19 protein-coding genes are annotated in these 22,050 nt (G+C 71.9%); 10 read left to right on the top strand and 9 right to left on the bottom strand.

The annotated features are described in order from the left end of the window. The first annotated feature begins 6 nt into the window (after window positions 1-6). From HNR76_RS04175 to HNR76_RS04165, 3 genes are all read left to right on the top strand, one after another. The gene (locus HNR76_RS04175) at window positions 7-570 is read left to right on the top strand and encodes an NUDIX hydrolase (protein WP_162310911.1); all 564 of its coding nucleotides are present in this window, start codon (window positions 7-9) and stop codon (window positions 568-570) included. Next, window positions 560-1,357 (top strand): N-formylglutamate amidohydrolase, encoded by a 798-nt coding sequence (locus HNR76_RS04170; protein ID WP_170298596.1) that lies wholly within the window; start codon window positions 560-562, stop codon window positions 1,355-1,357. Before HNR76_RS04175 ends, HNR76_RS04170 begins: the two co-directional genes overlap by 11 nt. A gap of 103 nt (window positions 1,358-1,460) precedes the next feature. Next, window positions 1,461-2,126, top strand: coding sequence for a DUF2242 domain-containing protein (locus tag HNR76_RS04165; RefSeq protein WP_246429006.1), 666 nt, complete (start codon window positions 1,461-1,463; stop codon window positions 2,124-2,126). A 91-nt stretch (window positions 2,127-2,217) separates the two neighbouring features. Here the strand turns inward: HNR76_RS04165 and pip are convergent, their stop codons facing one another. Next, on the bottom strand, window positions 2,218-3,165 hold the full coding sequence (gene pip / locus HNR76_RS04160) for a prolyl aminopeptidase (protein WP_162310912.1): 948 nt from the start codon (window positions 3,163-3,165) through the stop codon (window positions 2,218-2,220). Window positions 3,166-3,227: 62 nt separating this feature from the next. Beyond that, window positions 3,228-4,073 (bottom strand): peptide chain release factor N(5)-glutamine methyltransferase, encoded by an 846-nt coding sequence (gene prmC / locus HNR76_RS04155; protein ID WP_162310913.1) that lies wholly within the window; start codon window positions 4,071-4,073, stop codon window positions 3,228-3,230. Window positions 4,074-4,267: 194 nt separating this feature from the next. On the opposite strand from prmC, the gene ahpC reads away from it, so the two are divergent. The 4 genes from ahpC to rnk all read left to right on the top strand — a co-directional run bounded on the left by ahpC (window position 4,268) and on the right by rnk (window position 8,445). Next, entirely contained in the window at window positions 4,268-4,831 is a 564-nt protein-coding gene (ahpC, locus tag HNR76_RS04150; protein WP_162310914.1) for an alkyl hydroperoxide reductase subunit C, read from the top strand. A gap of 257 nt (window positions 4,832-5,088) precedes the next feature. After that, window positions 5,089-6,681, top strand: coding sequence for an alkyl hydroperoxide reductase subunit F (gene ahpF, locus HNR76_RS04145; protein ID WP_162310915.1), 1,593 nt, complete (start codon window positions 5,089-5,091; stop codon window positions 6,679-6,681). Window positions 6,682-6,927: 246 nt separating this feature from the next. Next, entirely contained in the window at window positions 6,928-7,881 is a 954-nt protein-coding gene (locus HNR76_RS04140) for a LysR substrate-binding domain-containing protein (protein ID WP_162310916.1), read from the top strand. A 132-nt stretch (window positions 7,882-8,013) separates the two neighbouring features. Further along, on the top strand, window positions 8,014-8,445 hold the full coding sequence (rnk, locus tag HNR76_RS04135; protein ID WP_162310917.1) for a nucleoside diphosphate kinase regulator: 432 nt from the start codon (window positions 8,014-8,016) through the stop codon (window positions 8,443-8,445). An 82-nt stretch (window positions 8,446-8,527) separates the two neighbouring features. Here rnk and HNR76_RS04130 read toward each other — a convergent pair whose 3' ends face one another. The 4 genes from HNR76_RS04130 to gap form a co-directional block, all read right to left on the bottom strand. Further along, the gene (locus tag HNR76_RS04130) at window positions 8,528-9,703 is read right to left on the bottom strand and encodes a phosphoglycerate kinase (RefSeq protein WP_162310918.1); all 1,176 of its coding nucleotides are present in this window, start codon (window positions 9,701-9,703) and stop codon (window positions 8,528-8,530) included. A 317-nt stretch (window positions 9,704-10,020) separates the two neighbouring features. Next, complete coding sequence (locus HNR76_RS04125; RefSeq protein WP_162310919.1) at window positions 10,021-11,385, bottom strand: DUF3999 domain-containing protein; 1,365 nt, start codon at window positions 11,383-11,385, stop codon at window positions 10,021-10,023. Next, window positions 11,382-14,228, bottom strand: coding sequence for a DUF2339 domain-containing protein (locus tag HNR76_RS04120; protein ID WP_162310920.1), 2,847 nt, complete (start codon window positions 14,226-14,228; stop codon window positions 11,382-11,384). Before HNR76_RS04120 ends, HNR76_RS04125 begins: the two co-directional genes overlap by 4 nt. Window positions 14,229-14,499: 271 nt before the next feature. After that, window positions 14,500-15,504: a type I glyceraldehyde-3-phosphate dehydrogenase gene (gene gap / locus HNR76_RS04115; protein WP_162310921.1), complete on the bottom strand. Its 1,005-nt coding sequence runs from the start codon at window positions 15,502-15,504 to the stop codon at window positions 14,500-14,502. 266 nt (window positions 15,505-15,770) lie between these two features. On the opposite strand from gap, the gene HNR76_RS04110 reads away from it, so the two are divergent. Next, on the top strand, window positions 15,771-16,601 hold the full coding sequence (locus HNR76_RS04110) for a S1/P1 nuclease (protein WP_162310922.1): 831 nt from the start codon (window positions 15,771-15,773) through the stop codon (window positions 16,599-16,601). A gap of 331 nt (window positions 16,602-16,932) precedes the next feature. Further along, window positions 16,933-18,198: a glucuronyl esterase domain-containing protein gene (locus tag HNR76_RS04105; RefSeq protein ID WP_162310923.1), complete on the top strand. Its 1,266-nt coding sequence runs from the start codon at window positions 16,933-16,935 to the stop codon at window positions 18,196-18,198. Window positions 18,199-18,303: 105 nt separating this feature from the next. Here HNR76_RS04105 and HNR76_RS04100 read toward each other — a convergent pair whose 3' ends face one another. Then, window positions 18,304-18,639, bottom strand: coding sequence for a M56 family metallopeptidase (locus tag HNR76_RS04100; RefSeq protein WP_162310924.1), 336 nt, complete (start codon window positions 18,637-18,639; stop codon window positions 18,304-18,306). Window positions 18,640-18,715: 76 nt separating this feature from the next. Continuing rightward, window positions 18,716-19,087 carry a BlaI/MecI/CopY family transcriptional regulator gene (locus HNR76_RS04095; RefSeq protein ID WP_162310925.1) on the bottom strand — a complete coding sequence of 124 codons (372 nt, stop codon included), beginning with the start codon at window positions 19,085-19,087 and terminating at the stop codon, window positions 18,716-18,718. A 148-nt stretch (window positions 19,088-19,235) separates the two neighbouring features. Between HNR76_RS04095 and HNR76_RS04090 the strand changes: the two genes are divergently transcribed. Further along, a complete protein-coding gene (locus HNR76_RS04090) occupies window positions 19,236-19,559 on the top strand; it encodes a BolA family protein (protein ID WP_162310926.1) in 324 nt (107 codons plus the stop codon). A 248-nt stretch (window positions 19,560-19,807) separates the two neighbouring features. Here the strand turns inward: HNR76_RS04090 and tkt are convergent, their stop codons facing one another. Continuing rightward, on the bottom strand, window positions 19,808-21,808 hold the full coding sequence (tkt, locus tag HNR76_RS04085) for a transketolase (RefSeq protein ID WP_162310927.1): 2,001 nt from the start codon (window positions 21,806-21,808) through the stop codon (window positions 19,808-19,810). Between the last annotated feature and the right edge of the window lie 242 nt (window positions 21,809-22,050).

Below are 22,050 nucleotides of genomic sequence, written 5' to 3'. Positions count from 1 at the left end.
GGCCCGATGGACCGTTCCTCCGTCGCATCCGACGCACCGCATGTCGTCTACGAAGGCCGCTACCAGCGCATGGTGGTGCGCGGCCACTGGGAATACTCCGAGCGCACCCATCCCGGCGGCCTGGCCGCGATCATCGTGGCCGTCACCCCGGACGACCGGGTGCTGTTCGTCGAGCAGTTCCGCATCCCGCTGCAGGCGCGCACCATCGAGATGCCGGCCGGCCTGGTCGGCGACGTGAATGCCGGCGAATCCATCGAGGAATCGGCGATCCGCGAGCTGGAAGAAGAGACCGGCTGGACCGCCGAGCGGGCGCAGGTGCTGATGGTCGGCCCCACCTCGTCCGGCGCCAGCAGCGAGAAGATCGCCTTCGTCCGTGCCAGCGGCCTGCGCAAGATCGGCCCCGGCGGCGGCGACGCCAGCGAGGACATCAGCGTGCACGAGGTGCCGCGCGCGCAGGCCGCGGCCTGGCTGGCGCGCAAGCTGGAGGAAGGCTACGAACTGGACGCCAAGCTCTGGGCGGGCCTGTGGATGATCGACCACAACCTGGACGGCAGCGCGCGTGAGCCCTGACGCAGGCCGCGCCGCCGCGCCGTCCCTGCTGCGCCCCGGCGACCCCGAGCCCTTCGAGCTGTTGCATCCGCACGGCGCCTCGCCCTGGCTGCTGGTGGTCGACCATGCGGGACAGGCGATCCCGCGCGCGCTCGGCGGCCTGGGCCTGGCGCCGGGCGCGATCGACCGCCACATCGGCTGGGACATCGGCATCGCCGGCGTGGCCCGGCGCCTGGCGCCGCTGCTGGATGCCTGGACCGTGCTGCAGAACTACTCGCGCCTGGTGATCGATTGCAACCGCCCGCTGGACTCGCCCACCTCCATCGTCGGCGCCAGCGACGGCACCGCCGTGCCCGCCAACGCCGCCCTGGCGCCGGCCGAGCGCGCGGCGCGGGCGCAGGCGATCTTCGCGCCCTACCACGCCTGCATCGGGCACGCACTGGACCTGCGCGCCACGCAGGCGCGACCGACCCTGCTGGCCACCCTGCACAGCTTCACCCCGTCGATGGGCGGCGTGGAGCGGCCCTGGCATTGCGGGGTGCTCTACCACCGCGACGCGCGCCTGGCCCATGCCCTGCGCGATGCGCTGCGGGCCGAGGGCGACCTGGCGGTGGGCGACAACCAGCCCTACGCGGTCAGCGACGCCAGCGACTACGCGATCCCGGTGCACGGCGAGCGCCGCGCGCTGCCGCACGTGGAACTGGAGATCCGCCAGGACCTGATCGCCGACGCCGCCGGCCAGGAGGCCTGGGCGCGGCGCCTGGCGCGGCTGTTCGGCGCGGTGGCGCCCGCGTTCCTCCCGGGCTGAAGCGCGCGCTTGGCCGAACCGCGGCCCCGGCCGGGGCACGGCGGGTCGGCATGCCGGCCGCGATCCGGCATACTCGCCCGGTTTCCCCTTCCCCCGTTCGCGCATGATGCCCGGCCTACGCCCGACCCTGATGCTCCCGCTGATCGCCGCCGCGCTGGGCGGCTGCGCCATGGGCCGCTCGCTGCCGGAGCGGTCCGCCTTCGAGGCGTTCGACTCCTCCAGCACCTATTCGCGCAGCTTCGACCACTCGCCGGCGCAGGCCTGCGAGGCCGCGCGCCGGGCCCTGCTCAGCCAGGGCTTCGTGGTCGGCCGCGCCGAGGCCGACATCGTCGAGGCACGCAAGTATTTCCAGCACGACGAGAGCCACGAGCAGGTGGAGTTCCGCGCGGTGTGCATGCCGCAGACCCGCGGCGAGCACCAGACCGTGGTGTTCGTCAACGCCGTGCAGGACCGCTACGTGCTGCGCAAGAGCAACACCAGCGCCAGCCTGGGCGTGAGCGCGCTGGGCTCGGTCTCGCTGCCGATCGGCTCCAGCGAGGACTCGCTGGTCAAGGTGGCCAGCGAGACCCTGCAGGACCCGGAGTTCTACAAGCGCTTCTACAGCGTGCTCGAGCGCTTCCTGCCCGAGGAGATCGAGCGCCCGTCCAAGCCGGCGGCGCGGGCGCGGCCGGCGCTGTTCCCGATCCAGCAGTATCCCCAGCCCTCCGCGGCCGAGCCGGTGCCGGAGCAGTCGGCGGCCGGCACGCTCCCGGAGCAGGCGGACCCCTGACCTAGGCGAAGTCCGGGCCGCCCCGGACCACCCAAACCACCACGGAACCTGCAGGAAGGAACGGTCCCGGGGCGGCCCGTCCCGCGGACGCCTACGCCGCCGCGAAGGCGTCGGTCGCGCGCACCAGGGCGTCGACGTTCTCGGCCTCGAACGCGGAATGACCCGACACCGGAGTGATCTCCAGGCGCGCCTTCGGCCAGGCCTTGTGCAGGTCCCAGGCGTTGCGCAGCGGGCATACCACGTCGTAGCGGCCGTGCACGATCACCCCGGGGATGTCGGCGATGCGGTGGGCATCGTGCAGCAACTGGTCCTCGGCCTCGAAGAACCCGCCGTTGACGAAGTAGTGGTTCTCGATCCGGGCGAAGGCCAGGGCGAAGTGCGCGTCCTCGTGGCTGCCCACGAAATCCGAATCCACGCGCAGGAAGCTGGTCGCGCCTTCCCACACGCTCCAGGCGCGCGCGGCGGCCAGCCGGGTGGCCTCGTCCCCGCTGGTCAGGCGGCGGTGGAAGGCGGAGATCAGATCGTGGCGCTCCACCGGCGGGATCGCGGCGACGTAGTGCTCCCAGGCGTCCGGGAACAGCCGGCTGGTGCCCTCCTGGTAGAACCATTCCAGCTCCCAGCGGCGCAGCATGAAGATGCCGCGCAGGACCAGTTCGGCGACGCGCCCGGGATGGGCCTGGGCGTAGGCCAGCGCCAGGGTGGAACCCCAGCTCCCGCCGAACACCTGCCACGTCCCGATGCCCAGGTGCTGGCGCAGCTTCTCGATATCGGCCACCAGATGCCAGGTGGTGTTGTCGACCAGGTCGGCGTGCGGGGTGGAACGGCCCGAGCCGCGCTGGTCGAACAGGACGATGCGGTACCTGGCCGGGTCGTGGAAGCAGCGCATCTTCGGGCTGCAGCCGCCGCCGGGGCCGCCGTGCAGCAGGACCACCGGCTTGCCTTGCGGGTTGCCGCACTGCTCGTAGTACAGCGTGTGGCGGTCGTCGACCTTCAGGGTGCCGGCATCGAACGGTTCGATCTCGGGGTAGAGCGTGCGCATGCCCGGACTCGCTGCGGGTGAGCCGGCGATTCTAGCGCAGGCGCGCGCGGCGCCCGGCGGCGCTACGCCGGCTTCCGCCCCAGCGTGGCCCGCTCGCGCCGTTCCAGGTCGCGCCTGGTCTCCACGTCGGCCAGGCCGGCCTGCGCGAGCAGGCCGCGCACCGCCGGCCCCTGCTCCAGGCCGTGCTCCAGCAGCAGCCAGCCGCCGGGCACCAGGTGCCCGGGCGCGCTCGCGGCGATCACGCCGATCGCCTCCAGCCCATCGGTGCCGGACGCCAGCGCACCCGCCGGCTCGTGGCGCAGGTCGCCCTGGGCCAGGTGCGGGTCGCCCTGGGCGATGTACGGCGGGTTGCTGACGATCATGTCGAAGCGCTCGCCGCCCAGCGCGGCGAACCAGTCGCCGCGGCGGAACCAGACGTTCTCCAGCCCATGGGCCCGGGCGTTGCGCACCGCCACTGCCAGGGCCGCCTTGCTCGCGTCGGTGGCCACCACCGCCGCCAGCGGGCGCTCGCTGGCGATGGCCAGGGCAATGGCGCCGCTGCCGGTCCCCAGGTCGGCGATCCGCGCCGGTGCCTGCGGATCGAGCCTTTCCAGCGCCAGTTCGACCAGCAGTTCGGTTTCCGGGCGCGGGATCAGGGTATCGGGCGACACTTCCAGGTCCAGGGTCCAGAAGCCGCGGCGGCCGGTCAGGTAGGCCACGGGCTCGCCGCCGGCCCGGCGCTCCACCAGGGCCTGGAAGGCGGTCGCCGCGGCCGTGGCGACCGGATCGGTCGCGTGCGCGAACAGCCAGGCCCGGTCCCGGCCCAGGGCATGGACCAGCAAGGGCTCGGCGTCCTCCCGCCCGATCCGGGCGCAGGCCTCGCGCAACAGGACGTCGACGCGGTGGGCGCAGGGGGCTGTCTCGTTCATCGCCCGGACGATGAAGCACCCGCGGCCCCAACGCCACCAGGCTGCGACCGCCCGGTGCGCAAGAGCGGGCCTTGAATTTCGATAGTCAGCATCTATCTATGCAATCCTCATAATTGATTTGAAATATCTATCGCGCCTGTCTAGGATGGCGCCTGTTATTTCCATCCGCCTTTCCCCAACCAGAGGATCCATCGATGTCCCTGATCAACACCACGGTCCAGCCGTTCAAGGCCACCGCCTTCCACCACGGCGAGTTCGTCGAGATTTCCGACGCCAGCCTGAAGGGCAAGTGGTCGGTCGTGATCTTCATGCCCGCCGCCTTCACCTTCAACTGCCCGACCGAGGTCGAGGACGCCGCCGACAACTACGCCGAGTTCCAGAAGGCCGGTGCGGAGGTCTACATCGTGACCACCGACACCCACTTCTCGCACAAGGTGTGGCACGAGACCTCCCCTGCGGTGGGCAAGGCCCAGTTCCCGCTGGTCGGCGACCCCACCCACCAGTTGACCAACGCCTTCGGCGTGCACATCCCGGAAGAAGGGCTGGCCCTGCGCGGCACCTTCATCATCAACCCGGAAGGCATGATCAAGACCCTGGAAATCCACGACAACGCGATCGCCCGCGACGTCAGCGAGACCCTGCGCAAGCTCAAGGCCGCGCAGTTCGTCGCCGCCAACCCGGGACAGGTGTGCCCGGCCAAGTGGAAGGAAGGCGCCAAGACCATCGCCCCGTCGCTGGACCTGGTCGGCAAGATCTAAGCGGCTGCCGCGCCCATCCCCGCCCGCGGGCGGGGATGGGATGCCGCCTCGCGCCCACCGAGGCGGTGGACCGCAGCCATCGCTCCCACGCCGCCGCCGCGCAAGCGGCACGCCACGCAGGCCGCGTCGGCTCCGGTCCACTTCCACGCATCCCGTGCCCTGCCGGACAGGGCGCAGCGCGATCGGCTTGCCTCGGTGCAGGCCGCCTGGATCGTGCCCTCCCCCTCTTCACCATGCCTTCGCCAAGGAGCCGCGCCATGTTGGACGCCAACCTCAAGACCCAGTTGCAGGCCTACCTCGAGCGCCTGACCCGCCCGCTGCACCTGGTCGCCTCGCTCGACGACGGCGCCAGTTCGGCCGAGATGCTCGGCCTGCTTCAGGACATCGAGGCGCTGTCCGAGCGGATCACCCTGGAGGTGCGCCGCGACGATGCGCAGCGCACGCCCTCCTTCGCCGTGACCAGCCCCGGCCACGACATCTCGCTGCGCTTCGCCGGCTTGCCAATGGGCCATGAGTTCACCTCGCTGGTGCTGGCGCTGCTGCAGGCCGGCGGGCATCCGTCCAAGGCGGCGGCCGAGGTGATCGAGCAGGTGCGGGCGCTGGACGGCGAGTTCGTGTTCGAGACCTATTTCTCGCTGTCGTGCCAGAACTGCCCGGACGTGGTCCAGGCGCTGAACCTGATGGCGGTGCTGAACCCGAAGGTGAAGCACGTGGCCATCGACGGGGCGCTGTTCCAGCACGAGGTCCAGGCCCGCCAGGTGATGTCGGTGCCGACCATCTTCCTCAACGGCGAGGCGTTCGGCGCCGGCCGCATGGGCCTGGAGGAGATCGTCGCCAAGCTCGACACCGGCGCCGAGAAGCGCGCGGCCGAGAAGATCGCCGGGAAGGACGCGTTCGACGTACTGGTGGTCGGCGGCGGCCCCGGCGGCGCGGCCGCGGCCGTATACGCCGCGCGCAAGGGCATCCGCACCGGCGTGGCCGCCGAGCGCTTCGGCGGGCAGGTGCTGGATACGATGTCGATCGAGAACTTCATCTCGGTGCAGCACACCGAGGGCCCGAAGCTGGCCGCGGCGCTGGAGCAGCACGTGCGCGAATACGACGTGGACGTGATGAACCTGCAGCGCGCCGACGCGCTGTCGCCGGCCGGCGAGGACGGCCTGATCGAAGTCAGGCTGGCCAGCGGCGCCTCGCTCAAGTCCAGGACCGTGATCCTGTCCACCGGCGCGCGCTGGCGGCAGATGAACGTGCCCGGCGAGGACGAGTACCGCAACAAGGGCGTGGCCTACTGCCCGCACTGCGACGGCCCGCTGTTCAAGGGCAAGCGCGTGGCGGTGATCGGCGGCGGCAACTCCGGCGTGGAGGCGGCGATCGACCTGGCCGGCATCGTCGGCCATGTCACCCTGATCGAGTTCGACGCCAGGCTGCGCGCCGACGAGGTGCTGCAGCGCAAGCTGCGCAGCCTGCCGAACGTGCGCATCGTCACCAGCGCGCAGACCACCGAGGTGCTGGGCGACGGCGCCCGGGTCACCGGCCTGGTCTACAAGGACCGCGAGGGCGGCGACAGCCACCGGGTCGAACTGGAGGGCGTGTTCGTCCAGATCGGCCTGCTGCCCAATACCGAGTGGCTCCAGGGCACGGTCGAGCTGAGCCCGCGCGGCGAGATCGTGGTCGACGAGCGCGGCCAGACCAGCGTGCCGGGCGTGTTCGCCGCTGGCGACTGCACCACCGTGCCCTACAAGCAGATCGTGATCGCCATGGGCGAGGGCTCCAAGGCCGCGCTGGCCGCCTTCGACCACCTGATCCGGGCGTCGGCGCCGAAGGCCGAGGCGGCGGTGGCCGAGGCGGCCTGAGGCGGCGGCCGGGGCAAGGGCGCAGGCCGGGTGCGGTCCGCACCCGCCCGGATGCGGGTTCCCGCGCACCCAGGCCCGCGCATGCCGGAACAGGACGGCGCGCCTAGCGGTTCTCCGAGCCCCAGCCGGGCTTGTACCCATCGCAAACGCACGTACAGTGGAGCCGCGCCTACACGTCAAGAACGACATGTGCCTGGGGCATGCCCACGCCCTGCGCCAGCCAACGGTTCCAGGAGGGAAGCTGCCATGAACCTGCGCGATCTCAAATACCTGCTGGCGCTGGCCGACCACCGGCATTTCGGCCGCGCCGCGGCGGCCTGCTTCGTCAGCCAGCCCACGCTCTCCACCCAGGTCAGGAAGCTGGAGGAGGAACTGGGCGTGCCGCTGGTCGAGCGCGCGCCGCGCAAGGTGATGCTGACCCCGGCCGGCCGCGAGGCCGCCGAGCGCGCGCGGCGGATCATCGCCGAGGTCGAGCAGATGAAGGAGGCCGCCCGCCGCAGCCAGGACCCGGAGGCCGGCACCGTGCGCCTGGGCATCTTCCCCACCCTGGCGCCCTACCTGCTGCCGCACGTGATCCCGCAGATGCGCGCCCGCTTCCCGCAGTTGGAACTGCTGCTGGTGGAGGAAAAGAGCGACGAGCTGCTGACCCGCCTGCGCGAGGGCAAGCTCGATGCGGTCCTGCTGGCCCTGCCGGTGCACGACGAGCAGTTGCACACCGAGTTCCTGTTCGAGGAACCCTTCGTCCTGGCGGTGCCGGAAAACCACCTGCTGGCCGGCCGCCGCACCCTCACCCTGGACGAACTGATGGAACAGCCGCTGCTGCTGCTGGAGGACGGCCACTGCCTGCGCGAGCAGGCCCTGGACGTGTGCCGCCTGTCCGGGGCCCAGGAGAAGACCGGCTTCCGCGCCACCAGCCTGGAGACGCTGCGGCACATGGTCGCCGCCAACGTCGGCGCCACCCTGCTGCCGGCGCTGGCGGTCAAGCCGCCGGTGGCCTGCTCGGAAAACGTCCACCTGCTGCATTTCTCGGGCACCCCGCCCAGCCGCAGCATCGCCATGTGCTGGCGGCGCAGCTCGGCCATGGCCGGCTTCCTGGCGCGCCTGGCCCAGGTCTTCCGCAACCTGCCGGCCGGCCTGCTGGAAACCGCCCCGGCCGCATCCGCCCCGCCGCCACCCCCGGTCGTCCCATCACCGGCCTGAACGGCCCCAGTTGAACCGGATCGCATTCCGGGCTACGTTTCTCCCATAGTCATTGACCCTAGGCGGATGCGGAGACGCGCCGCCTTTTTCTTCATGCGCGCCCGCCGCGCACCGACAACCCGAGGAACACCCATGTCCACCCAGTCCGTCAGCGGCCTGCCCCCTTCACTGATCATCTCCAGCCGCGACATGGCGCGGCTCGAGGCCCTGCTCGACTCCCCGGTGCTGAGCCGCCATCCGGCCGCGCTCGCGCTGATGGACGAGTTGAACCGCGCCGAGGTGCTGCCCCCGGAGCAGATGCCCGCCAACGTGGTCACCATGCACTCCCAGGTCGAGTGCGAGGACGCCGCCACCGGCGAGCAACACGTGCTGACCCTGGTCTATCCGAACGAAGCGGACGTGGAGAAGGGCCGCGTGTCGGTCCTGGCCCCGGTCGGCAGCGCCCTACTGGGCCTGTCGGTCGGCCAGACCATCGACTGGCAGGCGCCGGGCGGCCGCCCGCTCAAGCTCCAGGTCAAGGCCGTGCGCTACCAGCCCGAGGCGGCCGGCGACCTGCACCGCTGATCCGGAGGCCGGCGCGCCATGCGCCGGCCCATCCCCACCACATGGCCGCACCCGCTAGGAGCGCGACGCTCCCGTCACGGCCTCAGCCGCCACGCGCCTCCAGCGCCGCCACGGCCGGCAGGGTCTTGCCCTCCAGAAACTCCAGGAACGCACCGCCGCCGGTGGAGATGTAGCTCACCTGGCCGGCGATGCCGTACTTGTCCACCGCGGCCAGGGTGTCGCCGCCGCCGGCGATGGAAAACGCCTTCGAGCCGGCGATCGCGCGCGCCAGGGTCTCGGTGCCCTTGCCGAAGGCGTCGAACTCGAACACGCCCACCGGGCCGTTCCACACCACCGTGCCGGCGGCCGCGATCAGCTCGGCGTAGCGCTGCGCGGTCTGCGGGCCGATGTCCAAAATCATGTCCTCGGTGCCCACCGCGTCGACCGGCCTCACCGAGGCCGGCGAGTCGGCCTTGAACTCGGCCGCCACCACCACGTCCGTCGGCAGCGGGATCTGCGCGCCGCGCGCCTGGGCATCGGCGTCGATCTTCCTCGCGGTGTCGAGCAGGTCGGCCTCGTACAGCGACTTGCCCACGCCATGGCCGGCCGCGGCGATGAAGGTATTGGCGATGCCGCCGCCGACGATCAGTTGGTCGACCTTGCCGACCAGGCTGGTCAGCAGTTCCAGCTTGGTGGATACCTTGCTGCCGGCCACGATGGCCAGCAGCGGGCGGGCCGGCTCGGCCAGCGCCTTGTCCAGCGCATCGAGTTCGGCCATCAGCAGCGGGCCACCGGCGGCGACCGGGGCGAAGCGGATGACGCCGTGGGTGGAGGCCTGGGCGCGGTGCGCGGTGCCGAAGGCGTCCATCACGAACACGTCGCACAGGGCCGCGTACTTCCGCGACAGCGCCTCGTCGTCCTTGCCCTCGCCCACGTTCATGCGGCAATTCTCCAGCAGCACGACCTGGCCGGGCCGCACGTCCACGCCGTCCACCCAATCGCGCACCAGCGGTACCTCCACGCCCAGCAACTGCGACAGCCGCGCGGCCACCGGCGCCAGCGAGTCGGCCTGGCTCCACGCGCCTTCCTTCGGCCGGCCCAGGTGCGAGGCGACCATCACCGCCGCGCCCTGCTCCAGCGCCAGCCTGAGCGTGGGCACCGAGGCGGTGATGCGCTGCTCGGAGGTGATGCGGCCGTCCTCCAGCGGGACGTTGAGGTCCTGCCGGATCAGCACGCGCTTGCCGGACAGGTCGAGGTCGGTCATCCGCAGGATCGTCATTGGTTCATTCTCATCGAGGGGGAAAGGAGGAAAGCATCCCGCGCCGCGCCGGCATCGTGGCCGGGCCCTGCGCGAAGGCGGGCTGCAACCGGATGGTCCGGTGCAGCGGACGGTGCATTTTCAGGGCTGGCCGGCGATGCGGCAAACCGGGCCGGCGGCGACGATGGTGTCCGCCGCAACGGTCGGCAGGAATATCCCGCCAACGACAAGCGTGGCGCGGCGGAACGGGCCAGCCGCGGACACCGACCCGTCAGGTGGAAGCCGATGATGGCGTCGATGCACCGGCTCGCACCGGCGAGGGCACCGGCAGAGCAGCCTCAGCCCGGTGGCGGCCGTTGGCGCAGCAGGCTCAGGCCCAGCGCGGCCACGGCCAGCGCGCCGCCGACCAGCAGCGACCACAGCAGCCAGGCCTTCCAGTCGTAGGTCCGCTGCGCGCGCAATGCGTGCTCGCCAGCCAGTTCCTCGGGCGCATCGGCCAGGTAGGCGGGCGCCGGCTGCCAGTCGATGCCGCGCTGGCGACGCAGCGCCTCCAGCAGCGCCGGGATCGGCGTATCGGCGCGCTGCGCGCTGGCGCTGCCGGCAGCCAGTGCGTACGGCGGCGTGCCCTGGGCCAGGAACACCACCACCTCCGGCTGGTAGCCCAGGCGCAATACCGGCTCCGCCGCGCCGAGCGGGGTGGCGGCGGTCAGCCGCCAGTGGCGGTCGCGCACGGGAGAGACCAGGGCCTTGGGCGCCGAGCGGCTGGCCGCCTCCGCGCCGGCACCCACCTGGTAGGCCATCCACGGCCCCGCGCGCCAGGCCCATGAAGCGCCGTCGTCCTCGCGACTGTGCAGGGTCCACTCGACCGCGTTGTTGCCGGGCAACTGCACGTCGGCCCGCTCCACCGGGAAGCGGCCCGGCAAGACGAAGTCGAAGTATTCGCGCCCGCCCTCGCTGCGCCGTTCACCGGCGATCTCCTGCCAATGCCATTGTTGCTGTGGCGCCGGCGGCGCCAGTTCGGCCGCCACCCCGCTGAGCACCGGCGCCGTGCCCGAGTGCAGCGGCAGCAGGCGCAGGTAGCGCGCCTGGCCATCCAGGGCGATGCGGTCCTGGCGCAGGCGCTGACCTTCGCGCTGCAGGTCCAGCAGGGTGGTGCCGGGATTGAGCGTGCGCCAGCGGCGCAGGTCGTCGCTGCCTTCCACCCGGTAGCCGGCCTGCAGCGGCTGCGCGGGCGCCTCCCATTCCAGCAGCAGCGCGCGCACCGGCTCGCGCAGGCGGCTGGCGTCGACCAGCCATTGCCCCCCGGCCGATACGCTGCGCCCCGCGATGCCGGCCTCGACCCGCAGGATGCCGCCGTCCTCGCCACGCTCCGCGATCAGGCGGATGTCGCCGCCGCCGGCCACCGCATCGGCCGCCGGCAACGCGAACCACGGCAGCGCCAGCGTGCGCGGCGGCTGCGCCAGCGGCTGCGTGGGCGACAGCAGCGCCGCAGGCAGCGCCTGGCCCTCGGCGTTGAACACCTCCAGGTCGCGCAGCGACGCCTGTGCGGCGCTGCGATAGACGCCTTCGTCCAGCACCACGCGATAGGCGCCGGCATCGGCCTGGCCCGGCGTCAACGGCCACTGCCGCGCGTACTGTTCGCGCGCGCTGGCCATGGCCAGCGACGGCAACAGCAACAGGCACATCCAGACGGCCCTGTTCATGCCCGCACCCCCTCCGCAGCGGCCGACGGCGCCCGGGGCGGCGCGGGCGCCAGGTAGCCGACGATGGTGCACAGCACGCCGTAGGCGATGAACGAAACGATGCCCAGCAGGTTGCCCAGGTGCTGGCGGTCGACCAGGACCAGCTTGGCCAGGACCACGCCCATCAGCAGCGCGCCGGCCAGCCACAGGCCACGCCGGCCGCGCCGGGAACCGACGATCCAGCCGATCACGCCCAGGACGCTCCAGACCACGGTCAGGCTGGTCTGGGCCAGGCTGGTGGACAGCAGCGACGGCGTCCATGCGATGCCGCCCCAGTGATGCACGGTATGCAGCGTGCTCACGGTCAGCAGCACGAAGCCGCCGAGCGCGACGATGCCGCTGCGCCATCGCGCCGCTTCCGGCGATGCCCGGCCCGACCACAGCCAGGCCGCGCCCAGCACCAGCGCCAGCCCTTGCGCGATCTCGGCCGGATTGAGCAGCGGCAACCAGGGCAACGGCGCGGACGGCGCGGCCTGCGGCAAAGCCAACAGCCAGCCCGCGGCGATCACCGCGAAGGCCGCCCACAACAACGGCTGGCGCAGCGGATCGGCCGCCTCCTGCGCCCGCGGGAACGCCAGCCATGGCCAACACCGCAACGCCAGCGCAACCAGCGCCAGCCACGGCAGCGCCGCCAGGGCCAGATGCCAGCCCTGCGCCAGCCCGAAATGCCCGGCCAGCCAATACGCCCACAGCGACGACACCAGCGGCCACAGCAGCCACCATGCGAACTGCGCGGCACCCGCACCCCCGCTGCGGTCCTCGCGCAGGCACAGCAGGCTGCGCAGGCCAAGCACGGCGAACACGACCCACGACAGCGCGCCATAGCCGCCGCCGAAGGGATGGACGTGCGCCGCGTCCTGCCACAGCGCCAGCGGCATCGCCGCCGCGAAGGCGGCGAACACCGTCAGCGCCAGCACGCGCGCCGGATGGCGGCGCTGCACTTCGGCCACGAGCCAGCCGGTGAAGGCGGCGAACACGACCAAGGCATCGGCCCGGGCATCGGCATCGACGAAGCGCGCCACCTCGTGCAGGCCGTTGCCCGTCCACCACGTCAGGCCCCACAGGTAGAAGGCCAGCGCGCCGCCGTTCTCCCCATGCGCGCGCGCGGCCCAGGCACTGGCCAGGCCGGCGAGCGCGAGCAGCAGCAGGCCCATCGCGGTGGGGTTGAACAGCGCGCGCGCATCGGCGCCGGCACCGTCCAGCCCCACTAGCAGCGCGCAGGCCGCCAGCAGTTGCAGCGCCGTGCCGGCCAGCTTCGGCCACCAGCGCTGCCCGCGCAGGCCCAGCCACACCAGGCCCGCGCCTTCCAGCGCGAACACGCTGGCCGTGACCCGCGCCGACAGCGCCAGCGGCACCGCCAGGGTGGCGAAGCCCACCGCCAGGATCGCGTACGCGTCGCACAGCAGCGCGTAGCCGGCGCGGCGGCGGAAGAGCCAGGCCAGCGCCGCGTACACCGCGCCCAGGCCCAGTGCGCACAGCGCCAGCGGGACCCGGCTACCGTCGACGAAGCGGCCCTCCAGCAGCCCGGCCTGCAGGGCGAAGGCGACCAGCGGCGTGCCGAACACCAGGCAACCATCGACCAGGCCACGGCGTCCCTCCGGCCGTCGCCGCGCGAACAGGATCGGCACGGCCAGGTAGAAGGCGAAGAACAGCAGCAGGAACGGCTGCGCGGTGGCGTACTTCTCCGGCGTGTAGCCGAGCACGCCCCACAGCACGCCGATGCCGAAGGTGAACGCGAAGCCGAGCAAGTTGAGGATGCGCCACGCCTTGAACCAGGCGATGGCCACGATCGCCGCGTTCAACAGCGCGTAGTACGAGAACAGCGCCACGTGGTTGCCGCTGCCGGTGGACAGCCAGACCGGCGCCAGGAAGCCGGCCAGCAGCGCGAACACCGCCAGCGCCTTGGCATCCTGCAGCACCGCCAGCATGCCCATGCCGGCCACCAGCAGCACGCTCAGCGCGAACGCAGCGCCCGCCGGCAGGATTCCATACAGCTTGAACGCGGCGAACACCGTCAGCAGCAGCGCGCCGATGGCACCGCCCTGCAGGCTGAGCGCGAAGGCGCGGTTGCTGTCGCGCTTGCGCCAGGCGAAGGCCAGCGCGGCGACCGCCACCACGGCCACGCCGGCCAGGCGCAGTTCCATCGGCAGCACGAACAGGCCCTGGTCGCTGGCGTACTTGAGCAGCGCGGCCACGCCGGCCAGCAGCACCAGCATGCCGATCTTGACCGGCACGTTGCCGACGGTGAACCAGCGCTTGACCATCCGCAGCACCGCGCCGGCGGGGTCCGGCGTGCCGGCGTCCGGCGGGCGGCGGCCCGGTGGTGGCGCAGCGGTCGCCGCGCCGGGCGCGGTCTCGCGCCCGGAGGCGCCTTCCCCCGCGGCGGCGCGGGCGGCGGCCGGCAGTGGCGGCGGCGATGCCGGCGCGGGAGCTGCGGGCGTCGTGGAAACCGGCGCGGGAGCGGGAGATGGCACGGGTACGGGGGCGGACGGCGCGGCCTCGGGCGGTACGGCCGGCGACGACTGCGCCGGCGCGGCGCGTGCATGCATCAGCTCGCCCAGGGTCGGTCCGTCCACTTCTTCCGCGGCCGGTGCGGTGCGCACGGCCGGAGCGCTGGCCGCGGCCCGCGACGGGGCAACCGGCCGCGCTTGGGCCGGTGCCTGCCGCGGTACGGCCAGCACGGCTTCCAGCGCGGCAACGCGCCGCTTCAGCCCGGCCAGCGAGACCAGCGCCACGACCAGCAGCACCGGCATGGCCAGCAGCGCCAGGCCCAGCAACACCAGCAATCCAACGATTCCGTCCATTCCCCGTCCCGTTCCGTCAGTACCGCAGCGAGGGTCGCCGGCGCGGCACGTCGGCCCGGCGCGCGCAGCGTCGACGATGCGCGTCCGCTTTGCAAGACGCCGGTCTTGCCGCGCCCTGGGTACCCATCGGTGTCCGCTCCCCCCCAGGAGCCGGCTTGCCGCGGACGGCTTCCTGCCGATGCTCGCCGGCAAGCCGGCTCCCTGGAAAAGCGAAAGGCGCCCCGTGAGGAGCGCCTTCGCATTACCGATGCATGGCTTCCGCCGGGCTCTGTTACTTGCCTGCCACCACGCGGACCATCTCCAGGCACTTGTTGGAGTAGCCCCACTCGTTGTCGTACCAGGACACCAGCTTGACGAAGGTGCCGTCCAGGGCAATGCCGGCATCGGCGTCGAAGATCGAGGTGCGGGTGTCGCCGCGGAAGTCGGTGGCCACCACCTTGTCCTCGGTATAGCCCAGCACGCCCTTCAGCGCGCCCTCGCTCTGCGCCTTGACCTCGGCCTTGATCTCTTCGTAGGTGGCCGCCCTCTCCAGCTCGACGGTCAGGTCGACCACCGACACGTCCGAGGTCGGCACGCGGAAGCTCATGCCGGTCAGCTTCTTGTTCAGCTCCGGGATCACCACGCCCACGGCCTTGGCCGCGCCGGTGGAGGACGGGATGATGTTTTCCAGGATGCCGCGGCCGCCGCGCCAGTCCTTGTTGGACGGGCCGTCGACGGTCTTCTGGGTGGCGGTGGCGGCGTGCACGGTGGTCATCAGGCCGCGCTTGATGCCCCACTTGTCGTTGATGACCTTGGCCAGCGGCGCCAGGCAATTGGTGGTGCACGAGGCGTTGGAGACGATCGCCTGGCCGGCGTAGGTGTCGTGGTTGACGCCGAACACGAACATCGGCGTGTCGTCCTTGGACGGCGCGGACATGATCACCTTCCTGGCGCCGGCGTCGATGTGCTTCTGCGCGGTTTCCTTGGTCAGGAACAGGCCGGTGGACTCGATCACCACGTCGGCGCCGACCTCGCCCCACTTCAGGTTGGCCGGGTCGCGCTCCTGGGTCAGGCGGATCTTCTTGCCGTTGACGACCAGGGTGCTGCCCTCGACCTTCACCTCGCCCTGGAAACGGCCGTGCACCGAGTCGTACTGCAGCATGTAGGCCAGGTAGTCCGGCTCGAGCAGGTCGTTGATCGCGACGATCTCGATGTCGTCGCCGAAGTTCTGCACCGCAGAACGCAGCACGTTGCGGCCGATGCGGCCGAACCCGTTGATGCCAACCTTGATCGCCATTGCTCGTGACTCCTGACGGCCACGCCCCGCGTGGCCCGTGGTGGGTGGAAAGAGGGCCACCATTCTAGCACCCGTCCCCATGGCGCCCGGGCCGTGGGAAGCGCCGCCGGGCATGCCGGCCGGCGGTGGCGGCCATGGGCGCTTTCCGCCGAAGAGGCGTTGCCGATGAAACGGAAACGCCGCTCCTTGGCTGCCGGACCGGACGTGGGCATGCACAGCGGCGGCTGGATTCCGGCGTGGGCGCGCGCCTCGGTTAAAGTGCCACCATGGTCGATTCTGTTCCTTCCCCGCGCATACCCACGCGCCGCGCCGCGCGCTGGCTGGCGGCGGTGCTGGCCGTGGCGGTCGTCCTGCCCGCGCAGGCCTGGGGGCCTCTGGGCCATCGCCTGGTCGCGCGCCTGGCCGAGGACGGCCTGACCCCGCAGGCGCAGGCCGGCGTAGCCCGGCTGCTGCGCGGCGAAAACGCGCCGGGCCTGGCCGCCATCGCCAACTGGGCCGACGAGCTGCGCGGCAGCGACCCGCAACTGGGCCGGCGCAGCGCGCGCTGGCACTACGTCAACATCGGCGACGACGGCTGCCGCTACCGCGCCGCTCGCGACTGCCCCGGCGGCGATTGCCTGGTCGATGCGCTCGATGCCCAGGTCCGCCTCCTCGCCGACACCGCCCGCAGCGACGCCGAGCGCCTGCAGGCGCTCAAGTTCGTCGTCCACCTGGTCGGCGATGCGCACCAGCCGCTGCACGCCGGGCACGGCCACGACCGCGGCGGCAACACCTACCAGTTGAACCACCGCGGCCGGGGCACCAACCTGCACGCATTCTGGGACAGCGGCCTGCTCAACACCCGCCGGCTGGACGAGGACGCATGGCTGGAACGGCTGCGCGCGCTGCCGCAGCCGCCGGCCGCGTCGCCGCCGGCGGGCGCACTGGCCTGGGCGCTGCAGTCGTGCCGGCTGGTGTCGCAGCCGGGCTTCTATCCGCAAGGCCACGCGATCGACGCGGCCTACGTGGACACGTACCTGCCGGTGGCCGAACGCCAGCTCCGCCTGGCGGGCGCGCACCTGGCGGCGGTGCTCAACGCCGCCTTCGAGCAACGGTGATCCGCCCCGCCCGGGCAAGGATCGGCGCTGAGGCATCATCGGCGCGTCCCGCCCCCCGCATCGGCCTGCGGCGGATTTGCGCGCCCATTGAAGACCGTCCGTTTTCTTCCGTTCCACGTGGGGCGGCGAGGCGCAGCGGGCGCGCGTGCCTGCCGAAGCAGCGTCATCAACGCTGGACCCGGCGCGCCGCGAGGAACCGATGCCGTTGCTGCGCGGCGCGAAGATGCCGGTAGCCGACCCCGACCCGGCCACCGCCTCGTCGCGGCGGAGCGCCTGGCCGACGCCGTGCGCATGCTGGCATGATCGGCGGCGACTGCCGCCAGGACGTCCCATGCACATCGCCTTCCCGTTCCGCCTCGTCCCGCTCGCGCTCCTGTGCGCCCTGGCATCGCCGGCGCTCGCCGCCGTGGGCGGCGCGCAGGCCGCACCCCCGAACGTCGCGGGCCCCACGGGCCCGGCGAGCGAGTTCGTCGAGAACCGTGGCCAGGACTGCGAAGTCGGCATGCCCGCCGCGGCATCCCATCCGCGCCTTCCCGATCCCTTCGCCAGGGCCGATGGCACGGCGGTGGCGACGCGGGCGGACTGGCGCTGCCGGCGGCAGGAGATCCTCAAGGCCGCCGAGGCCCAGGTCTATGGCTGGAAGGGCCCGGAACCGGAGCGGGTCACCGGCACGATCAACGGCGACCGGATCGACGTCGCCGTCTCCCATGGCGGCCGCCAGGTGACCTTCAGCGCGAAGCTCAGCCTGCCTGCGGGGCCAGGCCCCCATCCGGCGATGATCGTCGTGGGCGGCGTCGCCGGCGTGGACGGCCGGCTGCTGGCCGAGGAAGGCGTGGCCCGCATCGACTACCTGCCCACGCAGATCGGCGCGGAAACCGGCCAGAGCCGCGACCGGCAAGGCGCGTTCTTCGAACTCTACGGACCGGACGTGCAGTCCACCGGCAGCCTGATGGCCTGGGCATGGGGCGTGAGCCGCATCATCGACGTCATCGCCGGCTCGGACCAGCGCATCCTGAGCGCCGACGCCATCGCCGTCGCCGGCTGCTCGCGACTGGGCAAGGGCGCGCTGGCGGCCGGCGCGTTCGACCAGCGCGTGGCCTTGACCATCCCCATCGAATCCGGCGCAGGCGGCGTCCCGACGTGGCGTGGCGGCGGCGAAGGCGAAGGCGCCCAGCCCCCGCACAGCGCCTACGGCGAGCAGCCGTGGCTGGGCGATGCGTTCGGCGCCTTCACCGGCGCGGTCGATCGGCTGGCCATCGACCAGCACGAGGTGCTGGGCCTGGTCGCGCCGCGCGGCCTGCTGATCCTGGACAACCCGCACGTGGCCTGGCTCGGCGCGCGCTCCGGCCACCTCAGCGCATTGGCCGGTGCCGAGATCTACAAGGCGCTCGGCGCGGCGGGCAACCTCGGCTACTACTCCGCGGTGCAGGACGGCACCCACTGCGCCTGGCGCCCGGAATGGGACGCCCCGGCCCGCAACGCCCTCCGCAGGCACCTGCTGCATGCGACGGCCGACGACCTGTCGATCATCGCCGCGGACCCGGCCAGCGGCGAACTGGAGCGCCACCGCGACTGGACAACGCCCGCGCTGGAGTGACGCAGGCGCGTCACGGGCGCGATGCCGCTCAACGGGAAAGAGGCAGTGGAAGAACCTCGCGCCGGGCGATGCCGCTGGAAATGAAGCCGGCCGCGCGCCTGGCCTTCAGCGCGCGCGGGCCGCATCGACCCGCGCACGGCCGTTGCGCACCTCGAAGGTGAAGGCCCATCCCAGCGTGACCGCGACCGGCCGGGCCTCGGCCACCGCGCCCGTGCAGCCGTAGCCGGTCCAGTCGCGGTCGCGGGTGGGCGCGTCCGGGTAGGTGCACAACAGCGCCGGCTCGAGCAGCACCGCGGACAAGGCCGTCGGCACGCACAGCCACAGCGCATACGCGGCACTGGCGCCGAGCCATGCCCGCACCGGCCGGCGCAAGCCCAGCACCAGCAGCAACGCGGCGCTGGCGGCCAGCGTGGTTTCGATCAGGGTTTGCATCACGTCCATCTGCCTTCCTCCTTCGCCCGCAGGGGGCCGGAAACGCGGCATCGGCCCGCCCGCGCATCCGCCGGCCCTCCATCGCTCAGCCTTCTTCGTCCAGTTCCGATACCAGCCGCTTGAGTTCGGCGATGTCCTCCGCCGAGAGCTTGCCGCGCTCGCTGAAGTGCGCCACCAGGGGCGCGACACGGCCGCCGAACAGGCGCGACAGCAGGCCCTCGCTCTGCTGCTGCACCCAGGCCTCGCGCCGCAGCACCGGCGAATACAGGTAACGGCGCCCGTCCTTGCGCGCGCTGATGGCGCCCTTGTTGAGCAGGCGGTTGAGCAGGGTCTTGACGGTGGGCTCGGCCCAGCCGGTGGCATCGGCCAGCGCGGCGATCACCTCCTCGGCGCTGCGCGGACTGGACCGCCACAGCACTTCCATCACCGTCGCCTCGGCTTCGCTGATCGCGGCCATGGCCACTCCCCGATTACGAATGTAATTTCTATCGATTACATACGTAATTCAAAGGACTGTCAACAGGAAGTCCGGAAACAAGGATGCGACCGCCTCGCCGGGGCTAACATGACCGTACCGCTTCCACTCCTGGCGACGATTCCCCCCGATGACCACCCGCGCCGACCAGATCCGCGACGCTCTGTCCGCCCTGCAGCCGATCCACCTGGAGGTGATCGACGAGAGCCACATGCACAGCCGTGGGTTGGAGACGCACTACAAGGCGGTGATCGTCAGCGCCGCGTTCGAGGGCAGGCGCACCCTGCAGCGCCACCAGGCCGCGTACGCGGCCATGGGCGGGCTGATGCAGCGGATCCATGCGCTGGGCCTGCACACCTACACGCCGGAGGAATGGCAAGCCGGCGCCGACGTGCCCGACTCGCCCCGCTGCCGCGGCGGCAGCAAGCACGACCCGGCCGCTCCTTCGGCGTAGCACGGCCGCGGCGCCGCGGCGCAGGAGTACCCTCCGGTGCGGTTTCGTCGCACCGCCCACGGGCGCAGCCGCATTCCACGCATAGGCGCGCAACACTCCTGCGCAACGCCGGCATGCCCATCGGCGAAGGACCGGCGCACGGCCCCCCGCCGCCACGCCACCAGGACCGGCGTGTCGCAAAAGCGAAGGGAGCCGCATGGGCTCCCTTCTTCCTCGATCCCGCGCTTCGCCCGCCGCCGTTGCGCGGCCTACAGCGCCTTGGCGGCCTCGACGACCTTCTCGGTGGTGATGCCGAAGTACGCGTACAGCTCGCCGGCCGGGGCCGAGGCGCCGAAGCGGTCCAGGCCGATCACCGCGCCGTCCAGGCCCACGTACTTGCGCCAGAAGCCGGTGACGCCGGCTTCCACCGCCACGCGCCTGCGCACCGCGTTGGGCAGCACCGACTCGCGGTAGGCGGCATCCTGGCGGTCGAACACGTCGCTGCAGGGCATCGACACCACGCGCGTCTTCAGGCCGGCCGCATCCAGCACCGCCTTGGCCTCCACCGCCAGCGAGACCTCCGAGCCGGTGCCGATCAGGATCACGTCCGGGCTGCCGCCCTCGGCCTCGGCCAGGACGTAGCCGCCGCGCTCGATCAACCCGATCTGCGCGTCGGCGCGCGGCTGGTGCGGCAGGTTCTGGCGGCTGAACACCAGCACGCTGGGGCCGTCCTTGCGGACGATGGCCGCCTTCCAGGCCGCCGCCGACTCCACCGCGTCGCAGGGGCGCCACACGTCGTTGTTGGGGATGTAGCGCAGCGTGGCCAGGTGCTCGACCGGCTGGTGGGTGGGCCCGTCCTCGCCCAGGCCGATGGAGTCGTGGGTGTAGACGTGGATCACGTGCGCCGGGATCAGCGCGCTCATGCGCACCGCGTTGCGCGCGTAGTCGCTGAACACCAGGAAGGTGGCGTCGAACGGCAGGAAGCCGCCATGCAGGGCGATGCCGTTGGCGATCGCGCTCATGCCGAACTCGCGCACGCCGTAGTGCACGTAGTTGGCGTCGCGATCAGTGCCGGTGACCGACTTGCTGGCCTTCCACTGGGTAAGGTTGGACGGCGCCAGGTCGGCCGAACCGCCGATGAGTTCGGGCAGCAGTGGGGCGAAGGCGCCGATCGCGTTCTGCGAGGCCTTGCGCGAGGCGATGGTCGCGCCCTCGGCCTGGACCTGGGCGATGTAGGCGTCGGCCTTCGCCGCGAAATCCTCCGGAAGATCGCCGTGCGAACGGCGGGTAAGCTCGGCGGCGGCATCGGGGTACTGCACGGCGTACTTGTCGAACAACTGCTCCCACTCGGCCTGGCGCAGGGTGCCGGTGCCGTTGGCGCGCCAGCCGGCGTAGATCTCCTGCGGGATCTCGAACGCGGGGTAGGGCCAGTCCAGCGCCTTGCGCGCGCCTTCCAGTTCGTCCTTGCCCAGCGGCGAACCGTGCGACTCCTCCTTGCCGGCCTTGTTCGGCGCGCCGAAACCGATCGTGGTCTTGCAGCAGATCAGGCTGGGGCGGTCGTCCACCGCCAGCGCCGCCTCGATGCCGGCCTTGATCGAGGCCGGGTCGTGGCCGTCGACGCCGCGCACCACGTGCCAGCCGTAGGCCTCGAAGCGCGCGGGGGTGTCGTCGGTGAACCAGTCGTGCACTTCGCCGTCGATGGAGATGCCGTTGTCGTCCCAGAACGCGGTCAGCTTGCCCAGCTTCCAGGTGCCGGCCAGCGAGGCGGCCTCGTGGGACACGCCTTCCATCAGGCAGCCGTCGCCCATGAACACCCAGGTGCGGTGGTCGACGATCTCCAGCTCCGGCTGGTTGAAGCGCTGTGCCAGCAGCTTCTCGGCCAGGGCGAAACCGACCGCGTTGGCCAGGCCCTGCCCCAGCGGGCCGGTCGTGGTCTCCACGCCGGGCGTCTCGTAGCGCTCGGGGTGGCCGGCGGTCTTGCTGTGCAGTTGGCGGAAGCGCTTGAGTTCCTCGATCGGCAGGTCGTAGCCGGACAGGTGCAGCAGCGCGTAGTGCAGCATCGAGCCATGGCCGTTGGACAGCACGAAGCGGTCGCGGTTGAACCAGTCCGGGTTGGACGGGTTGTGGCGCAGGTAGTCGTTCCACAGCACTTCGGCGATGTCGGCCATGCCCATCGGCATGCCCGGGTGCCCGGACTTGGCGGCTTCGACCGCATCGGCGGCGAGGAAACGGATGGCGTTGGCAAGCTGTCGGCGGGTGGGCTTCGTCATGTCGGGTCGGCGTGTTCTTCAGGACACCGCGGGGCTGCGGGCCGCCCATTGTCCCATTCCTTGTCCATTCCTGTCCTGTCGGCCGGCCAAAAAACTGTTTCCCGCCCGTGTTCGGGGCAGCTCGAAGGCCCCGGCGGGCCGCCTGGGCCGCCGTTTCGAGGCCGGGCAGCACGGGAGCGCCGGCCCGAAGGCCCGGCACGGCTTTGCATGAAACGGCGTACCGAGGCGCGCGACGGTTCCCG

The sequence above is a fragment of the Pseudoxanthomonas broegbernensis genome (genome assembly GCF_014202435.1).
Classification (GTDB): domain Bacteria; phylum Pseudomonadota; class Gammaproteobacteria; order Xanthomonadales; family Xanthomonadaceae; genus Pseudoxanthomonas; species Pseudoxanthomonas broegbernensis.
The sequence above is the reverse complement of the archived record's forward strand: the minus strand, read 5'-3'. Positions and strand labels throughout refer to the sequence as shown.

Excerpts from the sequence above, each read along its gene's own strand:
- HNR76_RS04175 (WP_162310911.1), top strand. The coding sequence starts at position 7 with ATGGACCGTTCCTCCGTCGCATCCGACGCACCGCATGTCGTCTACGAA.
- HNR76_RS04165 (WP_246429006.1), top strand. The coding sequence starts at position 1,461 with ATGATGCCCGGCCTACGCCCGACCCTGATGCTCCCGCTGATCGCCGCC.
- pip (WP_162310912.1), bottom strand. The coding sequence starts at position 3,165 with ATGCGCACGCTCTACCCCGAGATCGAACCGTTCGATGCCGGCACCCTG.
- prmC (WP_162310913.1), bottom strand. The coding sequence starts at position 4,073 with ATGAACGAGACAGCCCCCTGCGCCCACCGCGTCGACGTCCTGTTGCGC.
- ahpC (WP_162310914.1), top strand. The coding sequence starts at position 4,268 with ATGTCCCTGATCAACACCACGGTCCAGCCGTTCAAGGCCACCGCCTTC.
- ahpF (WP_162310915.1), top strand. The coding sequence starts at position 5,089 with ATGTTGGACGCCAACCTCAAGACCCAGTTGCAGGCCTACCTCGAGCGC.
- HNR76_RS04140 (WP_162310916.1), top strand. The coding sequence starts at position 6,928 with ATGAACCTGCGCGATCTCAAATACCTGCTGGCGCTGGCCGACCACCGG.
- rnk (WP_162310917.1), top strand. The coding sequence starts at position 8,014 with ATGTCCACCCAGTCCGTCAGCGGCCTGCCCCCTTCACTGATCATCTCC.
- HNR76_RS04130 (WP_162310918.1), bottom strand. The coding sequence starts at position 9,703 with ATGACGATCCTGCGGATGACCGACCTCGACCTGTCCGGCAAGCGCGTG.
- HNR76_RS04125 (WP_162310919.1), bottom strand. The coding sequence starts at position 11,385 with ATGAACAGGGCCGTCTGGATGTGCCTGTTGCTGTTGCCGTCGCTGGCC.
- HNR76_RS04120 (WP_162310920.1), bottom strand. The coding sequence starts at position 14,228 with ATGGACGGAATCGTTGGATTGCTGGTGTTGCTGGGCCTGGCGCTGCTG.
- gap (WP_162310921.1), bottom strand. The coding sequence starts at position 15,504 with ATGGCGATCAAGGTTGGCATCAACGGGTTCGGCCGCATCGGCCGCAAC.
- HNR76_RS04110 (WP_162310922.1), top strand. The coding sequence starts at position 15,771 with ATGGTCGATTCTGTTCCTTCCCCGCGCATACCCACGCGCCGCGCCGCG.
- HNR76_RS04105 (WP_162310923.1), top strand. The coding sequence starts at position 16,933 with ATGCACATCGCCTTCCCGTTCCGCCTCGTCCCGCTCGCGCTCCTGTGC.
- HNR76_RS04100 (WP_162310924.1), bottom strand. The coding sequence starts at position 18,639 with ATGGACGTGATGCAAACCCTGATCGAAACCACGCTGGCCGCCAGCGCC.
- HNR76_RS04095 (WP_162310925.1), bottom strand. The coding sequence starts at position 19,087 with ATGGCCGCGATCAGCGAAGCCGAGGCGACGGTGATGGAAGTGCTGTGG.
- HNR76_RS04090 (WP_162310926.1), top strand. The coding sequence starts at position 19,236 with ATGACCACCCGCGCCGACCAGATCCGCGACGCTCTGTCCGCCCTGCAG.
- tkt (WP_162310927.1), bottom strand. The coding sequence starts at position 21,808 with ATGACGAAGCCCACCCGCCGACAGCTTGCCAACGCCATCCGTTTCCTC.